Source organism: uncultured Xanthomarina sp. (genome assembly GCF_963971605.1).
GTDB classification, from domain to species: domain Bacteria; phylum Bacteroidota; class Bacteroidia; order Flavobacteriales; family Flavobacteriaceae; genus Xanthomarina; species Xanthomarina gelatinilytica.
In genome coordinates this window covers 1-23,603 of sequence record NZ_CAXATZ010000037.1, presented here as the reverse complement: position 1 = coordinate 23,603, position 23,603 = coordinate 1, and the positions used below count along the sequence as shown (strand labels likewise).

General features: G+C 34.4%; 24 protein-coding genes. 15 read left to right on the top strand and 9 right to left on the bottom strand.

Going from position 1 to position 23,603, the window contains the following annotated elements; translation table 11 throughout:
- Nucleotides 1-1,103 (top strand): hypothetical protein (locus tag AACY93_RS11665; protein ID WP_339612050.1); only part of this gene is annotated, 1,103 nt, incomplete at its 5' end.
- Here AACY93_RS11665 and ytxJ read toward each other — a convergent pair.
- Nucleotides 1,100-1,492 (bottom strand): bacillithiol system redox-active protein YtxJ, encoded by a 393-nt coding sequence (gene ytxJ, locus AACY93_RS11660; protein ID WP_286854997.1) that lies wholly within the window; start codon nucleotides 1,490-1,492, stop codon nucleotides 1,100-1,102. The genes AACY93_RS11665 and ytxJ overlap by 4 nt on opposite strands.
- Before the next feature lie 288 nt (nucleotides 1,493-1,780).
- Between ytxJ and clpB the strand changes: the two genes are divergently transcribed.
- On the top strand, nucleotides 1,781-4,390 hold the full coding sequence (gene clpB / locus AACY93_RS11655) for an ATP-dependent chaperone ClpB (protein WP_287006492.1): 2,610 nt from the start codon (nucleotides 1,781-1,783) through the stop codon (nucleotides 4,388-4,390).
- A gap of 96 nt (nucleotides 4,391-4,486) precedes the next feature.
- Here clpB and AACY93_RS11650 read toward each other — a convergent pair whose 3' ends face one another.
- Nucleotides 4,487-5,803, bottom strand: coding sequence for a hypothetical protein (locus tag AACY93_RS11650; protein WP_287006490.1), 1,317 nt, complete (start codon nucleotides 5,801-5,803; stop codon nucleotides 4,487-4,489).
- Nucleotides 5,804-6,115: 312 nt separating this feature from the next.
- Here AACY93_RS11650 and AACY93_RS11645 point away from each other — a divergent pair, with 312 nt between their 5' ends.
- A complete protein-coding gene (locus AACY93_RS11645) occupies nucleotides 6,116-6,496 on the top strand; it encodes a hypothetical protein (protein ID WP_287006488.1) in 381 nt (126 codons plus the stop codon).
- A 65-nt stretch (nucleotides 6,497-6,561) separates the two neighbouring features.
- On the opposite strand, the gene AACY93_RS11640 is transcribed toward AACY93_RS11645, so the two are convergent.
- Nucleotides 6,562-7,179 (bottom strand): OmpW family outer membrane protein, encoded by a 618-nt coding sequence (locus tag AACY93_RS11640; RefSeq protein ID WP_007650965.1) that lies wholly within the window; start codon nucleotides 7,177-7,179, stop codon nucleotides 6,562-6,564.
- 293 nt (nucleotides 7,180-7,472) lie between these two features.
- Between AACY93_RS11640 and deoC the strand changes: the two genes are divergently transcribed.
- From deoC to AACY93_RS11615, 5 genes are read left to right on the top strand one after another with little or no spacing between them, the layout of a single operon-like run.
- Entirely contained in the window at nucleotides 7,473-8,144 is a 672-nt protein-coding gene (gene deoC / locus AACY93_RS11635; RefSeq protein ID WP_007650963.1) for a deoxyribose-phosphate aldolase, read from the top strand.
- 18 nt (nucleotides 8,145-8,162) lie between these two features.
- Complete coding sequence (gene deoD / locus AACY93_RS11630; RefSeq protein ID WP_007650961.1) at nucleotides 8,163-8,861, top strand: purine-nucleoside phosphorylase; 699 nt, start codon at nucleotides 8,163-8,165, stop codon at nucleotides 8,859-8,861.
- Nucleotides 8,862-8,905: 44 nt separating this feature from the next.
- Nucleotides 8,906-9,433, top strand: a complete 528-nt coding sequence (locus tag AACY93_RS11625) for a histidine phosphatase family protein (protein ID WP_040492355.1) — start codon at nucleotides 8,906-8,908, stop codon at nucleotides 9,431-9,433.
- Between the two features lie 52 nt (nucleotides 9,434-9,485).
- Nucleotides 9,486-9,944, top strand: a complete 459-nt coding sequence (gene smpB, locus AACY93_RS11620) for an SsrA-binding protein SmpB (protein WP_007650943.1) — start codon at nucleotides 9,486-9,488, stop codon at nucleotides 9,942-9,944.
- Between the two features lie 48 nt (nucleotides 9,945-9,992).
- On the top strand, nucleotides 9,993-10,520 hold the full coding sequence (locus AACY93_RS11615) for a hypothetical protein (protein ID WP_287006485.1): 528 nt from the start codon (nucleotides 9,993-9,995) through the stop codon (nucleotides 10,518-10,520).
- On the opposite strand, the gene AACY93_RS11610 is transcribed toward AACY93_RS11615, so the two are convergent.
- Nucleotides 10,517-11,158 carry a protein-L-isoaspartate(D-aspartate) O-methyltransferase gene (locus AACY93_RS11610; protein WP_287006497.1) on the bottom strand — a complete coding sequence of 214 codons (642 nt, stop codon included), beginning with the start codon at nucleotides 11,156-11,158 and terminating at the stop codon, nucleotides 10,517-10,519. The two genes, AACY93_RS11615 and AACY93_RS11610, sit on opposite strands and share 4 nt — an antisense overlap.
- Nucleotides 11,159-11,318: 160 nt before the next feature.
- Here AACY93_RS11610 and AACY93_RS11605 point away from each other — a divergent pair, with 160 nt between their 5' ends.
- The 7 genes from AACY93_RS11605 (at nucleotide 11,319) to miaA (ending at nucleotide 18,542) form a co-directional block, all read left to right on the top strand.
- Nucleotides 11,319-12,278 (top strand): Gfo/Idh/MocA family oxidoreductase, encoded by a 960-nt coding sequence (locus tag AACY93_RS11605; RefSeq protein ID WP_007650935.1) that lies wholly within the window; start codon nucleotides 11,319-11,321, stop codon nucleotides 12,276-12,278.
- Between the two features lie 72 nt (nucleotides 12,279-12,350).
- A complete protein-coding gene (locus AACY93_RS11600) occupies nucleotides 12,351-13,241 on the top strand; it encodes a 3-hydroxybutyryl-CoA dehydrogenase (protein WP_286854987.1) in 891 nt (296 codons plus the stop codon).
- A 134-nt stretch (nucleotides 13,242-13,375) separates the two neighbouring features.
- Nucleotides 13,376-14,614 carry a DUF1015 domain-containing protein gene (locus AACY93_RS11595; RefSeq protein WP_286854985.1) on the top strand — a complete coding sequence of 413 codons (1,239 nt, stop codon included), beginning with the start codon at nucleotides 13,376-13,378 and terminating at the stop codon, nucleotides 14,612-14,614.
- Nucleotides 14,615-14,693: 79 nt separating this feature from the next.
- A complete protein-coding gene (locus tag AACY93_RS11590; RefSeq protein WP_286854983.1) occupies nucleotides 14,694-15,347 on the top strand; it encodes a YggS family pyridoxal phosphate-dependent enzyme in 654 nt (217 codons plus the stop codon).
- Between the two features lie 56 nt (nucleotides 15,348-15,403).
- A complete protein-coding gene (locus AACY93_RS11585; protein WP_287006495.1) occupies nucleotides 15,404-16,765 on the top strand; it encodes an exonuclease domain-containing protein in 1,362 nt (453 codons plus the stop codon).
- Between the two features lie 30 nt (nucleotides 16,766-16,795).
- Nucleotides 16,796-17,650, top strand: a complete 855-nt coding sequence (locus AACY93_RS11580) for an ion transporter (protein ID WP_286854981.1) — start codon at nucleotides 16,796-16,798, stop codon at nucleotides 17,648-17,650.
- On the top strand, nucleotides 17,601-18,542 hold the full coding sequence (gene miaA, locus AACY93_RS11575; protein ID WP_286854979.1) for a tRNA (adenosine(37)-N6)-dimethylallyltransferase MiaA: 942 nt from the start codon (nucleotides 17,601-17,603) through the stop codon (nucleotides 18,540-18,542). The genes AACY93_RS11580 and miaA overlap by 50 nt, the downstream gene beginning before the upstream one ends.
- A 256-nt stretch (nucleotides 18,543-18,798) precedes the next feature.
- Here miaA and AACY93_RS11570 read toward each other — a convergent pair whose 3' ends face one another.
- The 5 genes from AACY93_RS11570 to AACY93_RS11550 all read right to left on the bottom strand — a co-directional run.
- On the bottom strand, nucleotides 18,799-19,509 hold the full coding sequence (locus tag AACY93_RS11570) for a response regulator transcription factor (protein WP_007650921.1): 711 nt from the start codon (nucleotides 19,507-19,509) through the stop codon (nucleotides 18,799-18,801).
- Between the two features lie 5 nt (nucleotides 19,510-19,514).
- Complete coding sequence (locus AACY93_RS11565; RefSeq protein WP_287006483.1) at nucleotides 19,515-21,092, bottom strand: HAMP domain-containing sensor histidine kinase; 1,578 nt, start codon at nucleotides 21,090-21,092, stop codon at nucleotides 19,515-19,517.
- A gap of 77 nt (nucleotides 21,093-21,169) precedes the next feature.
- On the bottom strand, nucleotides 21,170-21,757 hold the full coding sequence (gene coaE, locus AACY93_RS11560) for a dephospho-CoA kinase (protein ID WP_007650917.1): 588 nt from the start codon (nucleotides 21,755-21,757) through the stop codon (nucleotides 21,170-21,172).
- Nucleotides 21,754-22,722 (bottom strand): YbbR-like domain-containing protein, encoded by a 969-nt coding sequence (locus tag AACY93_RS11555; RefSeq protein WP_286854975.1) that lies wholly within the window; start codon nucleotides 22,720-22,722, stop codon nucleotides 21,754-21,756. Before AACY93_RS11555 ends, coaE begins: the two co-directional genes overlap by 4 nt.
- Nucleotides 22,719-23,603 (bottom strand): glycosyltransferase family 2 protein (locus tag AACY93_RS11550; protein WP_287006481.1); only part of this gene is annotated, 885 nt, incomplete at its 5' end. The genes AACY93_RS11555 and AACY93_RS11550, both read right to left, overlap by 4 nt.

Sequence of the window (23,603 nt, the reverse complement as noted above, 5' to 3'; positions counted from 1 at the left end):
ATGGCGCCGTAAAAACAGAAAAAGACTTGGTGTTCCAACCAGAACATGGTGTAAAGATTAGAGGTTCGGTCAATTCAAAAAACAAAGACCTGTCCAAGTATAAGGTGATGCTATCTTCAATCGAAAACAACATCCTGCTTGTTGAACCTTTGAAAGGTGAAAAACAATTTGAGTTTGACAGCCTGATGTTAGCGCATCCTACCAAATATAAATTGGCTCTTCTAAACGAGAAAGGGCAAATTGAAAAAGCCCATTTCTATATTTACAAAAATTATAACACTTATCGTCCAGATAGTTTGTTAACCAAATCCATTCCCTCCTACAAAAACATTGGATTTGAAACCGTTTATAACCTAGAAGATGAATATGCCCCTTTATTAAAGGACGAAGAAGTTTTAGATGAAGTTTTAATAAAGTCTAAAATAGAATCTGATAAAGAAATCTTGAAAGAAAGAATTGAAGATAAAGTAAGATCAAAAGGCTTTACTAATGTCTACATACCAGACGAAAAAACCTTTGCTGGTGCTGATGTAATATTCTATTTAAGAACACTTCCAGGAGTTTATGTGTTTCAGACAGACGCAATTAGTGTATACATATTAAACACAAGAGGAAGAAAAAGTTTTAAGGAAAACCCAGTCCTTTTCCTTATTTACCTAGACGAGATACCTTTAAACGATCATTCTTTGTTAATAGGTTTGCAAATGTTCGATATAGCTTCTGTAACTATAAACTCAAGTGGCGCTGGACATGGAATTCGTGGTACTGGTGGAGTTATCAATATTTACAGTAAAACAGGTCAACTAATGAAGGGGCTTGGTGATACTGGAAACCGGGATGTTCAAATTAGCGAAACCGAGTTTGGCTTTAGTCTGCCAACAGAAACTTTTAAAAATGCTGAAATTTATTATCCAAATCAATCTTCTGAAGAATTATATAGCAGCATAGATTGGGTGCCAAATTTTTATTTAAACTCCAAAACACCTAATTATTTAACCATTAGCACAAAAAAACACCAAAACATCAAACTGTTTATCAATGGCATGAATGCCAATGGCCAATTGGTCTATAAAATGGTAACTATAAATAAGGAATCCAATTAGGTTAAATATTGCTCTAAATTCAAGCTATTAATAGCTCCATGTGATGCATGGGCAACCACTACTCCATTTTTAACAATGAGTAATTGTGGAGATTCGTGCATCACTTGAAACTTGTAGCCTGTTTCGTTGGAAACATCCCGATGATTCAATAAATCCAAATAATACAGATCCAAATCCGATTCTGTCAAGTTATAAGAGGCTACAAATTGCTTTAAAACCATTCTACTGATACCACATCGTGTAGAATGTTTGAAAATGACCTGTGTTTTGGTTTTTGATTTATTTTCAATGTCTTTTAATTGATCTACTTGTGTTAATGTCAGCCAAGGCAACACCTTTTCTTCTTTATCTTCTGAAGAACCACTAAATATATTACTTAAAAATCCCATAAATTAAAATTTTGTCGTTTCCCAAACCTTTCAGTAGGCCATTAAGAATGGGAATCTAATTATTATTTCGTCTCAGTCGAAGCGAATAACAAAATCTTACAAACTGACTAAAAGTCATGCAAACACAGTGTTTTCAAGACATTTTGTCTTGCTTTGTGTATTGGTAAGATAATTGACTTATACAGAATGTAAACATAAAAAAACCTATTAACTTGTCAACAAGAACAACAAAGAAGAACAAATTAAGATTCCTCTTGTATTCCCAAACGACAATTAACTGAAAATAATATGAATTTAAATAATTATACCATAAAATCGCAGGAAGCCATTCAGCATGCACAACAGCTTGCTCAAGGCTATGGTCATCAACAAATAGAAAATGAGCACCTTTTTAAGGCCATTTCTGAAGTTGATGAAAACGTCATGCCATTTATCTTAAAAAAACTGAATATTAACATCCCTGTTTTACATCAAGCTTTGGAAAAACAATTGGAAAGCTTCGCCAAAGTGTCTGGTGGAGACATCATGCTATCTCGAGAAGCTGGCAAAACACTCAATGAGGCTGCTATTGTTGCAAAAAAAATGAAAGATGATTATGTGTCCATTGAACATCTAATCTTGGCCATTTTTAAATCCAACAGCAAAATTGCTCAAATGCTAAAAGACCAAGGAGCAACAGAAAAAGCATTATTGGCAAGCATTGAAGAGTTAAGAAAAGGAGATCGTGTCACTTCCCAAAGTCAGGAAGACACATATAATTCCTTAAACAAATATGCCAAAAACCTTAACCAATTGGCTAAAGACGGTAAATTGGACCCAGTGATTGGGAGAGACGAAGAAATACGTAGAATTCTTCAAATTTTATCCAGAAGAACCAAAAACAATCCCATTTTGGTTGGTGAACCAGGTACTGGAAAAACAGCTATTGCTGAAGGTTTGGCACATAGGATTGTAGATGGTGATATTCCAGAAAACCTAAAGGAAAAACAAATTTTTGCTTTAGATATGGGAGCTTTAATTGCAGGTGCAAAATATAAAGGTGAATTTGAAGAACGTTTAAAAGCTGTCATCAAAGAGGTTACAGAAAGCAATGGAGACATCGTACTGTTTATTGATGAAATCCATACACTTGTAGGAGCTGGTAGTGGACAAGGCGCTATGGATGCTGCCAATATTTTAAAACCTGCTTTGGCACGTGGAGAACTTAGAGCCATTGGTGCAACCACTTTAGACGAGTATCAAAAATACTTTGAAAAAGATAAAGCCCTGGAAAGACGTTTTCAAAAAGTGATGGTTAACGAACCAGATACCGAAAGTGCCATATCCATATTGCGTGGTATTAAGGAAAAATATGAAACACACCATAAAGTGCGTATAAAAGACGATGCCATTATTGGTGCAGTGGAATTATCCGAACGCTATATCACAAACCGTTTTCTTCCAGACAAAGCCATAGACCTTATGGACGAGGCTGCTTCAAAATTGCGCATGGAAATCAACTCCAAACCAGAAGAATTGGATGTCCTGGATAGAAAAATCATGCAGTTGGAAATTGAAATAGAAGCCATTAAGCGCGAAAAGGATGAATCCAAGCTTAAAACCTTAAGATCGGATTTGGCCAATTTAAAAGAAGAGCGCAACGAGATCAATGCCAAATGGAAAAGTGAAAAAGAAGTGGTTGACAACATTCAAACCACCAAAGCAAATATTGAAGAATACAAATTAGAAGCAGAACGTGCAGAGCGCGAAGGAGACTATGGAAAAGTTGCCGAAATACGCTATGGAAAAATAAAAGAAGCACAAGAAACATTAGAGAAACTTCAAAAAGAGTTACAAGAAAACCAATCAGACAGCTCGTTAATTAAAGAAGAAGTTACCTATGATGATATTGCAGAGGTTGTGGCCAAATGGACTGGAATCCCAGTTACAAAAATGCTACAAAGTGAACGTGAAAAACTATTGAAGCTGGAAGACGAACTGCACAAACGTGTGGTTGGACAAGATGAAGCCATAGCTGCTGTTAGTGATGCCGTAAGACGCTCCAGAGCTGGTTTGCAAAACGCACAGAAACCAATTGGTACCTTTTTGTTTTTAGGAACCACTGGTGTTGGTAAAACCGAATTGGCCAAAGCACTGGCAGAATATTTGTTTAACGATGAGAATGCCATGACCAGAATAGACATGAGTGAATATCAAGAACGCCATGCTGTTAGCCGATTGGTTGGAGCTCCTCCAGGATATGTAGGTTACGATGAAGGTGGTCAACTTACAGAAGCTGTAAGAAGAAAGCCTTATTCTGTAGTGTTATTGGACGAAATTGAAAAAGCACATCCAGATACCTTCAATATCCTTTTGCAAGTATTGGATGAAGGAAGGTTAACAGACAACAAAGGTCGTGTGGCAGACTTTAAAAACACCATTATTATCATGACTTCAAACATTGGAAGCCATATCATACAGGAACGTTTTGACGCCACAAAAGACATAGACTCTGCTATTGAAGCTGCGAAAGTTGACGTCTTGGCCTTGTTAAAACAAAGTGTAAGACCAGAGTTCTTAAACAGAATTGACGACACCATTATGTTTACTCCTTTAACCAAAGCCAACATTAAAGATATTGTTGGATTGCAATTGAAAGGTTTAACAAAAATGCTGGCACAGCAAAACATAACGTTTGATGCCACTGAAGAAGCTATAAAATATTTAGCGGAAAAAGGATACCATCCGGAGTATGGTGCCAGACCAGTAAAAAGAGTCATTCAAAAAGAAGTTTTAAACGAATTGAGTAAAGAAATACTTGCTGGAAAAGTAACCACAGACAGTATTATTTTATTGGATGCGTTCGACGATAAATTAGTTTTTAGAAACCAAACGAACATGGTTGAAGAAAACTATTAAAAACATAAGTTTTTCATATAGTTAGTTAGTTGAAAAAGCAACGTAAATCTTTAAAAAGAGACACGTTGCTTTTTGTTTTTATAATAAAACCGAATTTTATTTGGTCACCAATCTTTTAGTACCTATTTTCTTACCATCCACATAAAGCGTATAATAATAAATTGCAGATTGTAAATTTGATTTAGACAAATCCAAAGTACCTTCTTCCCCAAATGTTGTTATAGGGAAGTTGTAGATAACTTGTCCCAAAGAAGAAGTCACTACAATTTTAGCCGAATGATGCTTAACAGGAATAAAATACTTGATACTGGTTGTAGACTGAAATGGATTAGGCACATTTTGGTTTAAACGAATATTATTTTCAGTTTGCCCTTGCTCCATGATCCCTAAGGTACCACCACAGGCACAAGCCTCAATAGCTGTTACTCGAGCCAACAAATCGTCTATTTGCGCTTGTTGTGCTACATTTTCAGCTTCTAAATCTGCTAATATTGGAGCGAGATCCACATTTACAGACGTTCCTCCTTCAATGGTAACAATTAAAGTAGATCCAGATAATGAAGCAGATGTTAAATTTTGATTGTCTTGAGAAGGATTCACCCACTCTGTCCCGTTCCAGTAGTATGTCACGTTTTCATCTGTATCATAAACCATCATTCCAGCTACTGCTCCACCAGATAATGTGGCTCTTTGCGCCGTAGTCAACCTGTTTAATATCAAGCCTTTGTCTGTAGCTGAAAGATCCAAAGACGCATTCAAATTTGGGTTTTGCGTCCCTAAACCAATGGTTCCTGTAGCTGCAATAAATAATGAGTTATTAGGAGCTCCAGGCTTAATCTTAAAGGGCAATAAACTTCCGTTTGTTACATCCCTAACAAAAAAGTTTGTTTCGTTTCCTGCAACATCCCATGTTTGGGCTGTCCAGCCACTTGCTCCGTTTTGTTCTAAACGTAAAGTTGGTGAATCTCCATCTGTCACTTGTAATTCAACAACTGGAGTATCTGTACCTAAACCTACATTTCCACTATTTCCAACATACAAGGCATTGGCACCAGCTCCTGCCAATATTCTAAATGGCATATTTAAAGCTGTAGCATCTGTCACTCCAAAATAGTTAAGACCTCCATTGCCTGTGTCGTTAATGGTAATTTCCCAATCATTTGAAGGGAATGACCCTGAATTACTAGTATCGTCAAATGCTATACGTAAGTTGTTTTCCATTAGTCTTATGGTATGAAACCCGAAATTTGGAGCATCTGGACAATCTATTCCTATACATTCACTTCCTTTTACAATAAGATCTTCATTATATACAAACTCGTTAACAGGAATGTCGGAATCAGAAATTTGCGCTTGAATGGTTACACTAAAACATAATGCAAAAAATAAAAAGTAATAGTTTAAATGTTTCATAAGATATAATTTATTGATTAATAGCGCTTGAAGATACTTTATATATTATAAATTAAGCTATACCACAGATAAAATACATGTTTTTTAGCTAATGTGACTCCTGGAAACCTACTGGTGTTTACAAAAAAAATAAAAAAACAATCGTTTTCCTGACTTAATATTATTGTATGGGCTTTAAAATAAGATGACACTTAGGTTGTATTAGATTGATTGGCTTTCTGGTTACAACAACCTATTTAAAATCCTTGATTTTTAACACTTAAAAAAAAATCATAACTTAGTATCAAAACCATTTACTTTAAACCTTTTACAATGGGAATGCTACATTATTACAACTATCCAGAAACCGAAATTTTTGTTTTTGATGAATATTTAATTTGTCAAATACGTGAAGGCGCAGAAATTCATCCGGAATACAACAACAAGCTAAACGAAGTGATACAAAAGCACTTTTCTGGAAAAAACATGGTGTATATTTCCAATCGCGTGAACTCTTATTCCGTAAATCCACTAACATACGTACATACAGAAAAAATCCCTAACCTCTTGGCCATTGCCATGATAACAGAAACCGAATTGATGAAAAAAAACGCAAAGTTTGAACGTGATTTTTTTGACAAACCTTATGAAATTTTCGACAACCTTAGCAAAGCCATAGAATGGGCTCATACCATAGTTAAAAATTCCAATTAATATATGAATTAAAAAAAGCGGCCCATTTCCAGACAGCTTTTCTTAAGTAAATTATAGTTAGTTTATTAAAATTTTCTTCCAACACCAACACCAACAATAAAAGGATTGATATCTACTTCAACAGGCAACACAGCTGCTCCTGTGTTCACATCCACATCTGTAGAAAGCAATAGTTGTTTTAAATCCAGGTTTAAGAACCATTTGTCATTCAAGTTATAATCCACACCTGCTTGAAACGAAAAGCCAAAGGAGTTTTCGTAGTCCATATCTGCAACATCACCTTCATCTACACCATAAAAGATGGTATAATTAACACCTGCTCCAACATAAGGTTTAAAATCTCCTGCATAAAAATGGTATTGTAAATTTAAGGTTGGAGGCAATAACCATACGTGCCCTAAATCAACATCTTCAACATCCACATTGTGTTTGGTTGTTCCTAATATTAACTCGGCAGCAATATTTTTGGTAAAGAAATACGTAAAATCCAATTCAGGAACTACAGATGTAGAAATATCAACATCTGCTCCATCAATATTGTCACCTGGAGAAGGGATAACCGTAATTACACGAAAACGCGCTTGCCATTTACTGTAATCTTGAGAGCTTGAACTGGTTTCTTGTGCTTGGGCATTAAAAACAAATAAAAAAGCAATTAATGCGCTAAAAAATATTTTTTTCATTGGGTAAACTATTTAATTATTATTTACCTCAAAAATACCCTCTAAATCCGTCTTAAATGCTGACAAAAGTCATGTTCTGGAATTAATTTTCCTAATGAACTTACAATCACAAGTCTCCATCAAAATTAATCTTTAAATAAGTCCAATTTGCCATACAAATTGTCGTTTTTTTAGGTTCATTTATAAAATACGGAATTAAAACTCATAAATATTTAATAATTTTTTAGAATGCATGTTGTTAATATAACAGTTAATCGTATTTTTGTTACCACTTAACCTATAAATACATAATTATGTCCATTAATCAATACATAGACCATACCCTCTTAAAACCTACTACCACCAAAACTGATATTAAAGTCCTGTGTGATGAAGCCAAAGAATACAGATTTTACTCTGTTTGCGTGAATAGTTATTATGTATCACTTGCAAAACATTTATTAACCAGAAGCAATGTGAAAGTATGTTCTGTGGTTGGTTTTCCATTAGGAGCCATGAGTACCGACGCTAAAGTGTTTGAGGCCAAAAAAGCTGTAGAGGATGGTGCAGATGAAATAGATATGGTAATAAACATAGGCATGCTTAAAAGCAAGAATTTTGTTGCCGTTTACAAAGATATATGTGATGTAAAAATAGCAATAGGGAACACGCCTTTAAAAGTTATTTTGGAAATAAGTGAACTGTCTAAAAACGAAATTATCAGAGCTTGCCAGATTTGTTTGGATGCCAAAGCCGATTTTATTAAAACCTCAACCGGATTTTCTAAAAGTGGCGCTACCTTAACAGCTGTTAAGATGATTAAAAAAACTATTAAAAACAAAGCTAAAATAAAAGCTTCTGGTGGCATTAAAGACCACGAAACAGCTTTAAAATATATTGACGCAGGAGCAGATAGAATAGGTACCTCCTCTGGAATCAATATTGTAACAGAGAAAAAATCCACTGTTGAAAATACCGACTATTAAAACTAAAACCAACATGTTATGAGCGTACATATTGAAGCAAAAAAAGGAGAGATTGCAGAAACCATATTGTTACCAGGAGATCCTTTACGAGCCAAATGGATAGCAGAAACTTTTTTAGACAACCCTGTTTGCTTTAATAGAGTACGTGGCATGTTAGGATATACAGGTACATATAATGGCAAGCCTGTTTCTGTTATGGGAACTGGAATGGGAGTTCCAAGCATTTCCATCTACGCGCACGAATTAATAACCGAATATGGCGTTAAAAACCTAATTAGGGTTGGTAGTTCTGGCTCTTACCAAAAGCACATAAAAATTAGGGATATTGTTTTGGCTATGGCAGCCTCTTCCAACTCTGGTGTGAACGAATTACGTTTTGGTGGTGCAGATTATGCGCCTACGGCCGATTTTGGCTTGTTTCAAAAAGCCGTTGAAATTGCCAAAAAGAAAAACATTCCCTTAAAAGCTGGAAATGTCTTTACTTCCGATGAATTTTATGCAGACGATTTTGAATCCTATAAAAAATGGTCCAAATTTGGTGTCCTTTGTGTCGAAATGGAAACTGCTGGCCTTTACACGGTTGCTGCCAAGCACAATGTAAATGCACTCACCATATTAACCATTTCCGATTCTTTGGTAACTGGCGAACGTACCACAAGCAAGGAACGTGAAACCACTTTTAAAGAAATGGTTGACATTGCCTTGGAATTGGCTTAATGGGTTCTTGAAATAATATTATATTTGTGTTCATTCCATATCTTATGAAACACATCTCTTTTCTTGTTGTTTGTATGCTATTATGTTTTAGTTGTAATCAACAAGAACAGCCAATTCAAAAAACCGAAAACCCTATCGAAACCACAAGTTTATATTTTATTCGTCATGCTGAAAAGGACAGAAATGATCCTACAAACAAAAATCCACATTTAACCGAAGAAGGAAACGCTAGAGCTGAAAATTGGAACACTGTTTTACAAAACATCCCTTTGGATGCCATTTATTCCACAAATTATCATAGAACCATTGAAACCGCACAACCAACTGCTAGGAAGAATGGGCTGGACATCAACATCTATGATGCAGGTGCCATAGATACCGAAACCTTTTTAAGAGACAATCTTGGCAAGCATGTTTTGATTGTTGGCCATAGTGACACAACCCCTAAATTTGTAAATAGCGTTATTGGCAAGCAAATATATAGCGATATTGATGACAGCAACAACGGAAACATATATATCGTTACCATTACAGGAAACACCATAACCAATATGGTACTTACCATTAACTAACTTTTAAATTAATTCATCAACTTTTCTAATTGATTATTTACCTTTGTATGCTATGCAACAACACGTAAACATAAAAAACAAAAAAGCGAAGTTTCAGTATGAAATACTGGATAAATATACTGCTGGAATTGTTTTAACCGGAACCGAAATAAAATCCATTAGAAACAGTAAGGCTTCAATTGCCGAGAGTTTTTGTGAATTTAACGATCAAGGGGAATTGTTTGTGGTGAACATGACCATAGAAGAATATAAGTATGGTACACATTACAACCACAAACCCAAAGCTACCAGAAAATTACTTTTAAATAAAAAAGAACTCAAAAAACTGGAAAAAGAGGTCAACACTTCTGGATTGACCATTATTCCCTTAAACCTTTTTATAAATGATAGAGGGCTTGCCAAACTGGTTATCGCCTTAGCAAAAGGAAAAAAACTATTCGACAAACGGGAAACCATCAAAGACCGGGAAAACAAAGTAAGGTTGGACAGGATTAAAAAAAGTTTTAATTAAAACTGTTTTCTTTAAACCGGTTAACATAAACATTTAAAACACATTTCCATGAAACGCATCATGCTATTTGTCTTAATGCTTGCTTTCAACATTACCATCAACGCTCAGGAAAGCACAATAAAATACGCCAAAAAAGTTGAAACACTAGACAGTACCATAGAGACGCTTTATGCTGTTATTTCTGGTGAAAAAGGAGAAACAAGGGATTGGGAGCTGTTTAAATATTTGTTCATGCAAAATGCCAAACTAATTCCTACTGGCAAAAATCTGGAGGGTTTTTTTGTGGCAAGATATATGTCGCCTTCAGATTACATTAGCACCTCAGGATCTTGGCTGGAAGAGCATGGTTTTTTTGAAAAAGAAATCCACAGAACCGTAAACACCTTTGGAAACATGACCCATGTTTTCAGCACTTACGAAGCTTACCACAGCGAAGCAGACACAGCACCTTTTATGCGAGGCATTAAAAGCATTCAGCTCCTTTTTGATGGTCATAGATGGTGGGTTGTAAATATTTATTGGTCTCAGGAATCCAAAGAAAATCCGATACCGACAGAATATTTACCAAAAAATTAATTTTTGTCCTCCAATAAAGGCACAAATCTAAATTCACCAAATTCGTGTTTTTCAAATTCCTTGATGCCTTTTCGTATAAATAAAGTCATGATCTGTACCTCGTCACCTACAGGAATTACCAATCGTCCATCGATAGCCAGTTGACTCAACAAAGGTTTTGGCACAAAAGGAGCTCCAGCAGTCACTATAATGCCATTAAAAGGCGCTTCTTCTTTTAATCCTTTGTAGCCATCTCCAAAAATAAGTTTCTTTGGTCTATAACCTAATTTAGGCAAGAATTTGCTTGTTTTTTTATAGAGTTCACGTTGTCTTTCAATGCTAAAAACAGAAGCACCAAGCTCAAGCAAAACAGCTGTTTGGTAACCACTTCCTGTACCAATTTCCAGAATTTTGTCTCCAGGATTTACTTGCAGCAATTCAGATTGAAAAGCTACAGTATAGGGTTGCGAAATAGTTTGATCTGCAGCAATAGGAAAGGCTTTGTCTTGATATGCATGATCCAAAAACCCAGAATCCATAAATACATGTCTTGGAATTCTGCCAATGGCATCCAAGACGTTCTCATCCTTAATGCCTTTAGCCTTAATAGTTTCAACAAGCTGCTGTCGTAATCCTTTATGTTTAAAAGTATCTTTCAATGGTAGGTTCAATTTCAAGGCTAAAATAATTCAATAAGCAACAAGTTCAAAGCATAAATATTTAAATGTTTTTAATTAATGGGATTTAGTTTTTGGAATTTGGGATTTGAAATTCGTAATTTCTAAAAGTAAAATCTTATTTTTGTTGAAAACGTAAAACATGCTAAAAGCTGGAGTTCTAGGTGCTGGTCATCTTGGAAAAATTCATTTAAGGCTTCTCAATCAATCTGAAAAATATGACCTAGTTGGTTTTTATGATTCAGACGAAGCCAATGCTAAAAAAATTGAAGCTGAATTTGGCTATAAATATTTCAATTCTATAGATAATTTAATTGATGCTGTAGATATGGTGGACATTGTTACACCTACGCTTTCGCATTACGAGTGTGCCAAAAAAGCCATCGCCAAAGGCAAACATATTTTTATAGAGAAACCCATTACCAATACGGTTGAAGAAGCAGAACATATTAGGGAGCTTTTGGCACAACACAACATTCGTGGACAAGTGGGCCATGTAGAAAGGTTCAATCCTGCCTATTTAGCTGTAAAAGACCAGATAGTCAACCCCATGTTTATAGAAACCCATAGGTTAGCAGAGTTTAACCCTCGTGGCACAGATGTACCAGTGGTTTTGGATTTAATGATACACGATATTGACATTATTTTAAGTGTGGTAAAATCCAAGGTTAAGAACGTATATGCAAGTGGTGTATCGGTAATTAGCGACACGCCAGATATAGCGAACGCCAGATTGGAATTTGAAAATGGATGCGTTGCCAATTTAACAGCTAGCAGAATTTCATTAAAAAACATGCGTAAATCGCGTTTTTTTCAAAAAGATGCCTATATCTCAGTAGATTTCTTAGAGAAAAAATGCGAAGTGGTCAAAATGAAGGATGCTCCTAAAAATCCTGGAGATTTCGATATGATTTTGCAAAACGCAGAGGGTGTAAAAAAGCAGATATATTTTGACAATCCTGAAATAGCTAACAACAATGCTATTTTAGACGAATTGAATTCTTTTGCTGAAGCTATAAACAATAACAGATCGCCAATAGTTACCCTACATGATGGCACAGAGGCCTTGCGTGTGGCAACCATGATAATTGATCAATTTTAAAAACGTTTACAAGCACAGTATACAGTTTTCACTCAAATTTTAACTTTTAAATATTAATTTTTAATTCAAAACATGAAAAACGTAGCAGTAATAGGAGCTGGAACCATGGGAAATGGGATTGCGCATACTTTTGCACAAAGTGGATTTAAAGTTCAACTTATAGATATTAGTGACGCTTCCTTAAAAAGAGGCATGGATACCATCTCCAAAAATTTGGACAGAATGGTAGCCAAAGAAAAGATTACCGAAGCCGATAAAGCCAATACACTTGCAAACATCACTACCTTTACCAACATTGAAGAAGGTGTGGAATATGCCAGTTTGGTGGTAGAAGCAGCCACAGAAAACATCGACTTAAAGCTAAAGATTTTTAAACAATTGGACGAGGCCTGTCCAGAGGATACTATTTTAGCAAGTAACACCTCCTCTATTTCCATTACACAAATAGCAGCTGCCACTTCCAGACCGGAAATGGTAATAGGTATGCACTTTATGAATCCTGTTCCAATTATGAAATTGGTTGAGATTATTCGTGGATATAATACCAGTAACGAAGTAACCAGCACCATTATGGACTTGTCCAAGCAGTTAGGAAAAGTTCCAACAGAAGTGAACGATTATCCTGGTTTTGTGGCCAATAGAATTTTAATGCCCATGCTAAACGAAGCCATAGAAACACTTTACAATGGTGTGGCTGGAGTTGAAGAAATTGATACCGTTATGAAACTTGGTATGGCACACCCAATGGGTCCATTGCAGTTGGCAGATTTTATAGGATTAGATATTTGTTTATCTATTTTAAATGTGATGTACGATGGTTTTAAAAACCCAAAATATGCACCTTGTCCTTTATTGGTAAACATGGTTATGGCAGGAAAACTGGGTGTCAAATCTGGAGAAGGTTTTTACGATTATTCTGAAAGCAGAAAGGCAGAGAAAGTCTCTTCTCAATTTTTAAAGTAAAATAATGCCGTCATTGCGAGCCTGTCTGTCGGCAGACAGGGATGTAGGACGTGGCAATCTAATTTGTATGGTCACATATTAAAGATTTCCATGCTTTTTAAATAAAACACTTGTAATGACACAAAAAGCAAAAAATGTCAAAAATAATTCCTTTTAAAGCTGTACGTCCCACACGAGACAAAGTGAGTCTTGTGGCGGCACGTTCGTACCAAAGTTATACAAAGGAGCAATTGGAATCTAGGTTAAGGGACAATCCGTTTTCTTTTTTACAAATTGTAAATCCTGGTTATAGATTTGACAAAGACATTTCTGGAGAAGCACGATATAGTTTGGTTAAAAACAGATATTTAGAGTTTAAGGAAGATGGTATTTTTAAACAGGATGAAACCCCTTGTTACTACGTTTATAGAATTGTGGACAGGGAACAACAGGAATTTAACGGTATTGTTGCTGCCACAAGTGCTTTGGATTATGAAACAGATGTTATAAAAAAACATGAAGATACCATTGCTTATCGTGAAATTATTTTTAAAGACTACTTAAAAACCGTTGGTTTTAATGCAGAACCTGTACTCCTAACCTATCCAGATAACACTGTAATTGATTTCCTAATTAAGAAAATACAAAAAGAACGAGCTGAATTTGAATTCACTACCACATATAGGGATACACATTACTTATGGAAGGTTGATAACCCAAAAATTATTGAATCCATACAAAAGGAATTTGAAAACATTCCCACCATTTACATTGCAGATGGCCATCATAGATCGGCTTCCTCATATTTGCTTTACAAAGATTTAATGGATGCCAACCCAGACCATCAAGGAGATGAGCCCTACAGTTTTTTTATGAGTTATTTAATTCCAGAATCCGATTTGCAAATTCATGCATTTAACAGGTTGGTCAAAGATTTGAATGGTTTGAGCAAAGAAGAATTTTTAATTCAATTGGATACGTTTTACCGAATTGAAAACAGAGGGAGTATGCCTTATCAACCTTCAAAGAAACATCATTTCAGTATGTATCTGGATGGCGATTTTTATTCTCTTTATTTACGTAAAACCATATATCAAATTGAAACCTCTTTAGACGGTTTGGATTCACAAATTCTTTACAAAACCATTTTAAATCCCATTCTAGGTATTGAAGACTTAAGGAACGATCAGAGAATTACTTATATCAATGGAAAAAAAGATTTGGTAAACATTAAAAGCAGTGTGGATAGTGGCGAATCTAAAGTTGGCTTTGTCATGCTTCCTGTTTGTGTGGAAGAAATGAAACAAATTGCCGAAGACGGCCTTACCATGCCACCTAAAAGCACATATATTGAACCTAAGTTGCGAAGTGGAGTGACTATTTACGAATTTTAATTAAATCTATCTTTATTAAGTTGTACCTTGTTTCGCCTTTTTGCCAAACAAGGTGCAATTTGGCAACAAATTATAAATTATGTCCATACAACAAAACCTTCACCATATAAAATCAACATTACCGGAACAAGTCACCCTTGTGGCTGTTTCCAAAACCAAACCTGTAAGCGATATCATGCAAGCTTATGAAGCTGGACAACGTATTTTTGGAGAAAACAAAATCCAAGAAATGGTTGAAAAACAGGAACAGATGCCCAAAGACATTCAATGGCACATGATTGGCCATGTACAACGCAATAAGGTTAAATACATGGCTTCATTTGTAAGTTTGATTCATGGTGTGGAAAATTTTAAAACGCTTAAAGAAATCAATAAACAAGCCAAAAAACACCAAAGGGTTATTGACTGTTTGCTTCAAATAAAAATCGCATCAGAAGATTCCAAATTTGGAATGAGTGCCAACGAAGCTTCAGAGATATTACAATCCAACGAGTTTTCAGAATTAAAAAACACAAACGTGATTGGAGTTATGGGAATGGCCACTTTTACAGAGGACAAAGAACAAATAAAAAAGGAGTTTACACAGTTAAAAACCACTTTTAACCATCTTAAGCGCTTTAAACCAGATCTAAAGGTAATCTCGATGGGAATGAGTGGCGATTATCCCTTAGCAATTGCATGTGGTAGCAACATGATTCGCGTAGGAAGTAGTATCTTTGGCGAACGAAATTAAAATGAATAAAAAGTTTTACTAGCATAGCTAAAACTTTACAAAAAAACAGCTTACATATTTACGCTATATTAGACATAGAAACCACAGGTGGAAAGTATAACGAAGAAGGCATTACCGAAATAGCTATATATAAATTTGATGGCCATCAAGTAGTGGACCAGTTTATTAGTTTGGTAAATCCTGAGAGAGAGATTCAACCCTTTGTTGTAAATCTTACAGGCATTAACAGCAAGATGCTTAAAAATGCCCCTAAATTTTATGAAATTGCCAAACGTATTATAGAAATTACAGAAGACTGCGTGATTGTAGCCCACAATGCCGAATTTGACTACAGGATACTAAGAACGGAATTTAAACGTTTGGGCTTTCCTTACAAACGTAAAACACTTTGTACTGTTTCTTTATCCAAAACACTTATTCCAGACCAAGCTTCTTACAGTTTAGGGAAGCTTGCCAGAGCCCTTGGAATTCCAGTTAGCGATAGACACAGAGCCAATGGAGATGCCATTGCAACGGTTAAGCTTTTTAAAATGCTTCTTGCAAAAGATGTTAAAAAAGCTATTGTAAAAGATGCTATTGTGGTTGAACCTACTTTTAAAATGGAGCCCAGTTTAAAACAAATTTTAAACGATCTTCCAAACATTACAGGAGTTTATTACATACATAATCAAGCTGGTGAAATTATTTATATAGGAAAAAGCAAAAACATTAAAAACAGGATCAGTCAACATTTTACCAATACCAATTCCAAGTCCAAGAAAATTCAATTGCAAACTGCTGCTGTAACCTATGAAGCTACTGGCAACGAACTTGTTGCCCTTTTAAAGGAAAGTCAAGAAATAAAAAGCAACAAACCCATCTTTAACAGAGCCTTAAGAAGAACCATTTTTACACATGCCCTTTATAGTTTTGAAGACGATGATGGCTATTTAAATTTAAGCATTGACAAAGCAGATGGCAGAAAAAAAGCCATTACCACTTTTAGCACCAGAAATAGTGGAAAACAGTTTTTATTTAAAGCTGTGGAAGAATTTCATCTGTGTCAGAAACTGTCCGGATTGTATCCTACCAAAAGCAATTGCTTTAACTATACCGTTAAGCAGTGCGAAGGAGCCTGTATTAAAGAAGAACCCTATGAAACCTACAACAAACGCGTACAACAACTTATAGATAAATACAGCTATGCAAATAAAAACATGGCCATTATTGATAAAGGCAGGGATATAAGTGAACGCAGTGTGGTTTTAATAAAAAATGGTGTTTTTGCTGGATATGGATATATAAATTTAAACTATCAAATTACAAACTCCAGTGTGTTGGAATCTGTAATTACACCCATGGAAAACAATAGGGACACCCAACATATTATTCAAAATTATCTTAGAAGGAATAAGAACCTTAAAACTATAATATTTTAATTATCTTCGTTTACTGCTTTTTTACTTAAAATGAACGACAAACATCACAAAAACTGGAAAGATAAACTTCATGAAATTATTTATGAAGCAGATACACCTGCAGGAAAACTATTTGATGTCATTTTATTGGTAACAATTTTAGCAAGTATTATTCTGGTAATGCTAGAGAGTGTAAAAAGTATAGATGTTAAATATCATAATTTTTTAAACATTTCTGAATGGGTGATTACCATTCTTTTTACTATTGAATATGTTTTAAGAATTATAACTGTAAAAAAACCTTTAAAATACATTACCAGTTTTTACGGCATCATTGATTTACTTTCTACCATTCCTAAATACTTATCTCTAATTTTTGCAGGAACCCATGCTTTAGTAGCTTTAAGAGCTTTACGGTTATTAAGAATATTTAGAATTTTAAAATTAGCTAGATTTTTAGGAGCCTCAAACATGCTGTCATCTGCTTTAAAAGCCAGTCGTGTAAAAATATCTGTTTTTTTATTTGCAGTGATCATATTAGCTGTGATTCTTGGAACCATTATGTATCTGGTTGAAGGAGAAGAAAGTGGTTTTGACAATATTCCTAAAAGTGTCTATTGGTGTATTGTAACTCTTACAACTGTAGGGTTTGGAGATATAACGCCTCAAACACCTTTAGGACAATTTATAGCCTCATTAGTGATGATTTTAGGTTATGGCATTATTGCTGTACCAACAGGAATTGTGTCTGCAGAATATTCTTCACAATCTAAACAAAAAGAAGAACCTAGAAAAAACAATATGGTTCATGTGAACACCCAGTGCTGCGTGAATTGCCTAAACGAAAAACATCAAGATGGAGCCGAATTTTGTTATAAATGTGGATGCAAGTTACATCATGACTAAAACCCTTATAAGCATTGTAGGACCAACAGCCATTGGTAAAACAGCCTTAAGCATTAAACTGGCCAATGATTTTAATACCGAAATCATTTCAGCAGATTCCAGACAGTTTTTTAAAGAGATGCAAATTGGTACAGCTGCTCCCACTCCATCAGAATTAGCCCAGGCAAAACACCATTTTATTCATCATAAATCTGTAGAAGACGATTACAATGTAGGTGCTTTTGAAAAAGATGCCTTACACTTATTAAAGCAGCTTTTCAAAACCCATGATACCGTTATCATGGTAGGTGGCTCTGGTTTATATGTTGATGCCGTAACACAGGGTTTGGACCATTTCCCAAAAGTTCCTGCCTCTATTCGAGAGCAATTGAACAAACAGTTTAAAGAAGAAGGTTTGCAAGCCCTTCAAGAACAATTAAAAACGTTGGATCCTAATTCTTACAAGCATATTGCTATTAATAATCCCCAACGGGTTATTCGTGCTTTGGAAGTTAGCATTGGGTCCGGAAAACCTTATTCTTCATTTTTAAATAAGGCAAAAAACAAACGCAATTTTAAAACCATAAGTATTGGGTTAACAGCCGAGAGGGACATTATCTATAACAGAATCAACAATCGGGTGGATTTAATGATGGAACAAGGCTTATTGACTGAAGTTAAGAACCTTCAAGATAAAAAACATTTAAATGCACTAAACACTGTAGGCTATAAAGAGCTTTTTAAATATCTAGATGGTGAATGGACTTTGGATTTTGCTGTTTCCGAAATCAAGAAAAACTCCAGACGTTTTGCCAAAAGACAACTAACGTGGTTCAGGAAAAAAGAAGACATACTCTGGTTTGATTATAAAACCCCTTTGGAAACCATAATAGAAACCATAAAGTTGAAATAGTTTTTTAAGGTCATAAATCTTATCTACCTAAAAAGTGGCATGTCGCAATTTTAAATCACATTGGGTTGGCAGCAATTGGGCTGGTGAGGTAATGAAGATAGTGGTTATTAAGTTCAACGTATGAAAAACTTCTAAAATTAAAACCAAGTTCAAGGACACAAAAAGTTATTTAATATATCATCAAAAAAAAATCCAGCTATATTTTGATTAAACAAAACAACTAGCTAGATTTATTATTATAAAAACTTAAATTTATTTAAGCACTTTGGTTTACAACCAATCTAAAGCCTTCACCATGAATGTTTAAAATTTCAACATTTTCGTCCAATTTTAAATACTTTCTAAGTTTAGCAATATATACGTCCATACTTCTGGAGGTAAAATAGTTGTCGTCTCTCCAAATTTTGGTTAAAGCCAATTCCCTTGGCATTAAATCGTTTTCATGTAATGCCAGCAAACGCAGCAATTCGTTTTCTTTAGGGGATAATTTTACTTGTTCACCTCCATCATATGTTAAGAAACGCAATTTGGAATTTAAATGGAACTTCCCAATTTTAAACTCAAATTGTTTGCTATCTGCAACTGTTTCTGTAGCTTTACGTTGCATGATTGCCTTAATTTTCATTAACAAAACCTCACTATCAAAAGGTTTGTTTAAATAATCGTCTGCACCTACCTTATAACCTTTAAGCACATCTTCTTTCATGGCCTTGGCAGTTAGGAACACAATGGGTACATCGGTGTTTTTTTCCCTAATTTCTTTAGCTAAAGTAAATCCATCTTTATAAGGCATCATCACGTCAAGAATGCATAAATCAAAATCGTCTTTCTTGAATTTCTCAAAGCCCTCCATACCATTCTTAGCATGGGTTACTTGATAATCGTTCATCGTTAAATAATCCTTAAGGATGGTTCCAAAATTTGGATCATCTTCTACTAATAATATTTTCTTTTGTTGTTCATTCATAGCTTTTACGATATTAATGGAAGTTTGATAATAAACGTACTTCCTTTGTCCTTTTCACTTTCAACTGATATATGACCTTGATGGTCTTCTACTATTCGTTTAACATAGGCTAAACCCAATCCATGACCTTTTACATCATGTCTATCTCCAGTGTGCTCTCTATAAAATTTTTCAAACACTCTTTTTTGTGCTGCTTTGCTCATGCCACTTCCTTGATCTTTGATCCTCAATAAAATATTGGTACCTACATTTTCGGTAGTCACATCAATTATTGGTGCCCTGGATTCTGGAGTGTATTTTATGGCATTGTCCAGAATGTTAACAATAACATTGGTAAAATGTGTTTCGTTTGCCAAAACGGATGAATTTTCTGCAGACAAATTCACTTTTATTTTTCCTTTCCTGTCCTCCACTATCAATTCAACATGTGTAATGGCATCTTCTATTATGTCGTGCAACAACACACGTTCCTTACTAATGTTTAATTCGTTTCTTTCAAGTTTAGATATTCTTAATACATTTTCAACTTGTGCATGCATGCGCTTGTTTTCTTCTTTTATCATTTTAAGATAACGCAATACTTTGTCCTGATCTGTAATGACAGTTGGGTTCCTAATGGCATCTAAAGCTAGGTTAATGGTTGCTATAGGTGTTTTAAACTCATGTGTCATGTTGTTGATGAAATCTGTTTTTATTTCAGATATTTTTCGTTGTTTCAGTAATTGCATCAGGGCACTTGTATAGGCAATGATGATGATGGAGGTAAAAATAATTGAGAGCAATGTCATTTTTATGATGGACGATTGCACAAACACGTTTCTTTTTGGAAAATTAACCAACAACCTGTAATTACTTCCATCGTTTTTATTCTGAAAAACAGGTACACTATAGGTGGATTCTGTTATCAATTCAAAATCTTCCGATTGAATTTTGGTGGCCAAATCGTTACTGTAAATAGCAAATTGAAAATCTATATCAATGTTGTCCTCGTTTAACTTGTTCTTTAAAAGGCTTTCTATTTCCTCTTTGGTAACACGTTTATGGATTGGCACTCTATAAGATAAATCTTCGTAAGCTGTATCGTAAAAAATTTCAGCCCCTTTGGACAGTTTTCCAAACTCGAACATCATGGCATCTAAATTCAGATTAGAATTAGACTCCAAGGCGCTGCTTTTCAATACTTTGGTTTCCCTATCGCTCAATACCTTTTTTATATTAATACTGTCTAAACCTATGTCAAAGATCGATGAAGATAATTTGTAATTCTCTTCTAAAATACTGTTTCTATATATTAGTTTTTCATTGGAACCACTTCCCTCTTCTTTCAAATACAATTCCCTAAAAGCCGTTGTATCTGGCTTTACGCCTTGGTCCAATAAATCTTGAAATTTCAATACATATTCCTTAAACTCCCTGTCTTCAATGTTTTTTGATGTGAAGCTTAAGGCTTTTTTAACATTGAATGTAAATTGCTCTTCTTCGTTTTTAAGAGAGTTATTGATATAATATGCTTGAACGAAAATGATTCCTACCAAAGACAAGCTCATTAATAGAATCAGTATGATGAATAACTTTTTGTTCATCGTTCAAAATTAACATTTTAACATTTAGTTTACTTATCATTTAACCTTACATTAACAAAAATGTTAAAATTTAGGTTTTATGCTATCAAGTTAACGATTTTGTTATGAGTAAGTTGTACTTGTTGCTTGGTTTCTTCCAGGTCTTTGTTGGTTATTACAAAATGGGATTTTGAAATTTTGGATTCGTCGCTCCATTGATTGTTTATAATGGCTTGGATTTTTTCAAGAGTGGTATTGTCCCGTTTTAAAAGTCGTTTTTTTCTTAGCTCCAAGGGAGCTGTTACGGTTATTATTAAATCACAATCCTTATAGGCACCATTTTCAAATAAAATAGCCGATTCTTTTAAAACATAGGGAGCTATCTGTTTTTTTAACCAATTTTTAAAATGAGATGCTACCTTTGGGTGTACCACAGCATTCATTTTTTTTAGGTTTTCAGCATTATTAAAAATTTTATCTGCCAAAAAAGGCCTGTTCAATGTATTGTCTTTATAGGCTTCGTCTCCAAAAAGCGCTTTGAGTTTCCGTTTAATTATCTTGGATCTGTTCATCAGTTTTTTAGCTTCATCATCTGCTATGTAAACAGGTATCCCTAAAGCTTGAAACTGTTTTGCCACAGTGGTTTTACCACTTCCAATTCCTCCTGTTAAACCTACTATTTTCATTCTATAATAATAAATTCAATATGTTCTTGAGATAATTTCACATGCTTTACCTTTTCTGGTTTTTTTATAATTTTAGGAACCAAATACTCTGAGCTTGACTTAATGTCATTGTAATCGCAAACTATTTCAAAATCGGTTTCTTTAATGTTGTTGTAGTTGGATAAACTTGTGTAATAAGTTACGTAAACTTTTTTAGGAAAATACTTTATGGTGATGTTTTCTGGAATATTAATTACTGACACTGGAACTTTTACGTGACCTTCGGTAAATTTATCTACCTGAGCTTTAATATTTGTGTTTTTTGCTGAAAATTTCAGGTTTCCATTCTTGTTCTTAGGCATCTTTAATGGCACAGAAGTATGTATGTCTGTTTTAATGTCTTTTAAGCGCAAGGAATCTGTTTCCACGAAAGCTATTTTGGATACCAATATTTCTGGACCAATGATTTTGATGGAATCTGGATTTATCTGTATGGAATCCAACAAATCATAGCCTTGTGCAAACTGTATTTTGGTTTTTAATTTTACTGGAACTTTTTTTACGGCATTAACATCGTACCTAAATTTTATGGTATCTGGAGTAATGCTTACAATCTCTTCATCTTTTGGAAATTGGGTATTTAACTCCGAATAGCCTTGGTTCTTGTTCCAAACATAAAACGTATCTGTGTTTGAAATGTTTTTACTGAAATCTATGGTTATTTCAGGTTCTTTAAAATAATATTTCAACAGATTGAAACCATGAGTACGTAAGGTAATATTCAACTTATGAGAGTCATTGTTCAATACCAAATGTCCTTCTGGTACTTGTATCTTACTAATTTTAAAGGTAATGGTGTTTGTGTATGTATTGGATAGTTTTAAAAACAAAAGCACCACAAAAGACAACAAAACAAACAAAAGAAACACATTTATTTTTTTGTTCCTGAAAGATGCCAATATTTTAGATTTTATCCGTTTGATCATGATTTTTTAAAAAATAACTCCGGAAATTGTTTTTCTGGTTCCTTTTTCAGGATGTTTATTAAAATATTGGCTTTTAAAAACCCTAAACCATACCCATAAAATTGAATCGCTATGGCCACCATTGCCAATACTGCAATATACAGTTGTCTGGTTTTAATTAACGCTAAAATAAAAGCCATTATAAAGTAAATGATATAGAAAATCATAAAAATTTTAATAGCCAGAAAATACCACAAAAGGACGCTAAACACAAATCCCATTAAAAAAAGGGAAGGAAACCAATAGGTTATTTTTTTTGTTTTAGGATGCCAACGGTTCAAGATAGGCCTTACCAAACCAAACTTATGGACTTGTTTGTAAAATTTAGACCAGGAAATTCTACGTTTATGATAAACAAAAGCTTCTGGAATTAATTTTGTTTTATACCCTAAATTCCAGAGTCTAATGGACAAATCTGGGTCTTCGCCTGGATGAATTTCACCAAATCCTTTTGATGTGACAAAAGCTTCTTTTGAAAGTCCCATATTAAAACTCCTAGGCTGAAAGGTATTGACACTGGTTTTGTTTCCCCTAATGCCTCCTGTGGTTAAAAAAGACGTCATTGAAAAATTTATCGCTTTTTGAATGTTTGAAAAAGAATCATGCGAAGCATCTGGCCCTCCAAAACAATGCACAAAATCTTGTTCCAAACTAGTTTGAACTTCATTCAAATATTGAGGAGGTAAAATACAATCGCTATCCAGGATAATGAAATAATTGCCTTTGGCTCGGCTCATTCCATAATTTCTGGAATCTCCTGGACCTGTGTTTTCTTTAAAAAAATAAGCAATGTCCAGTTTTTCTTCAAATATACTTATAACACTTTCAGAAGTTATGACAGA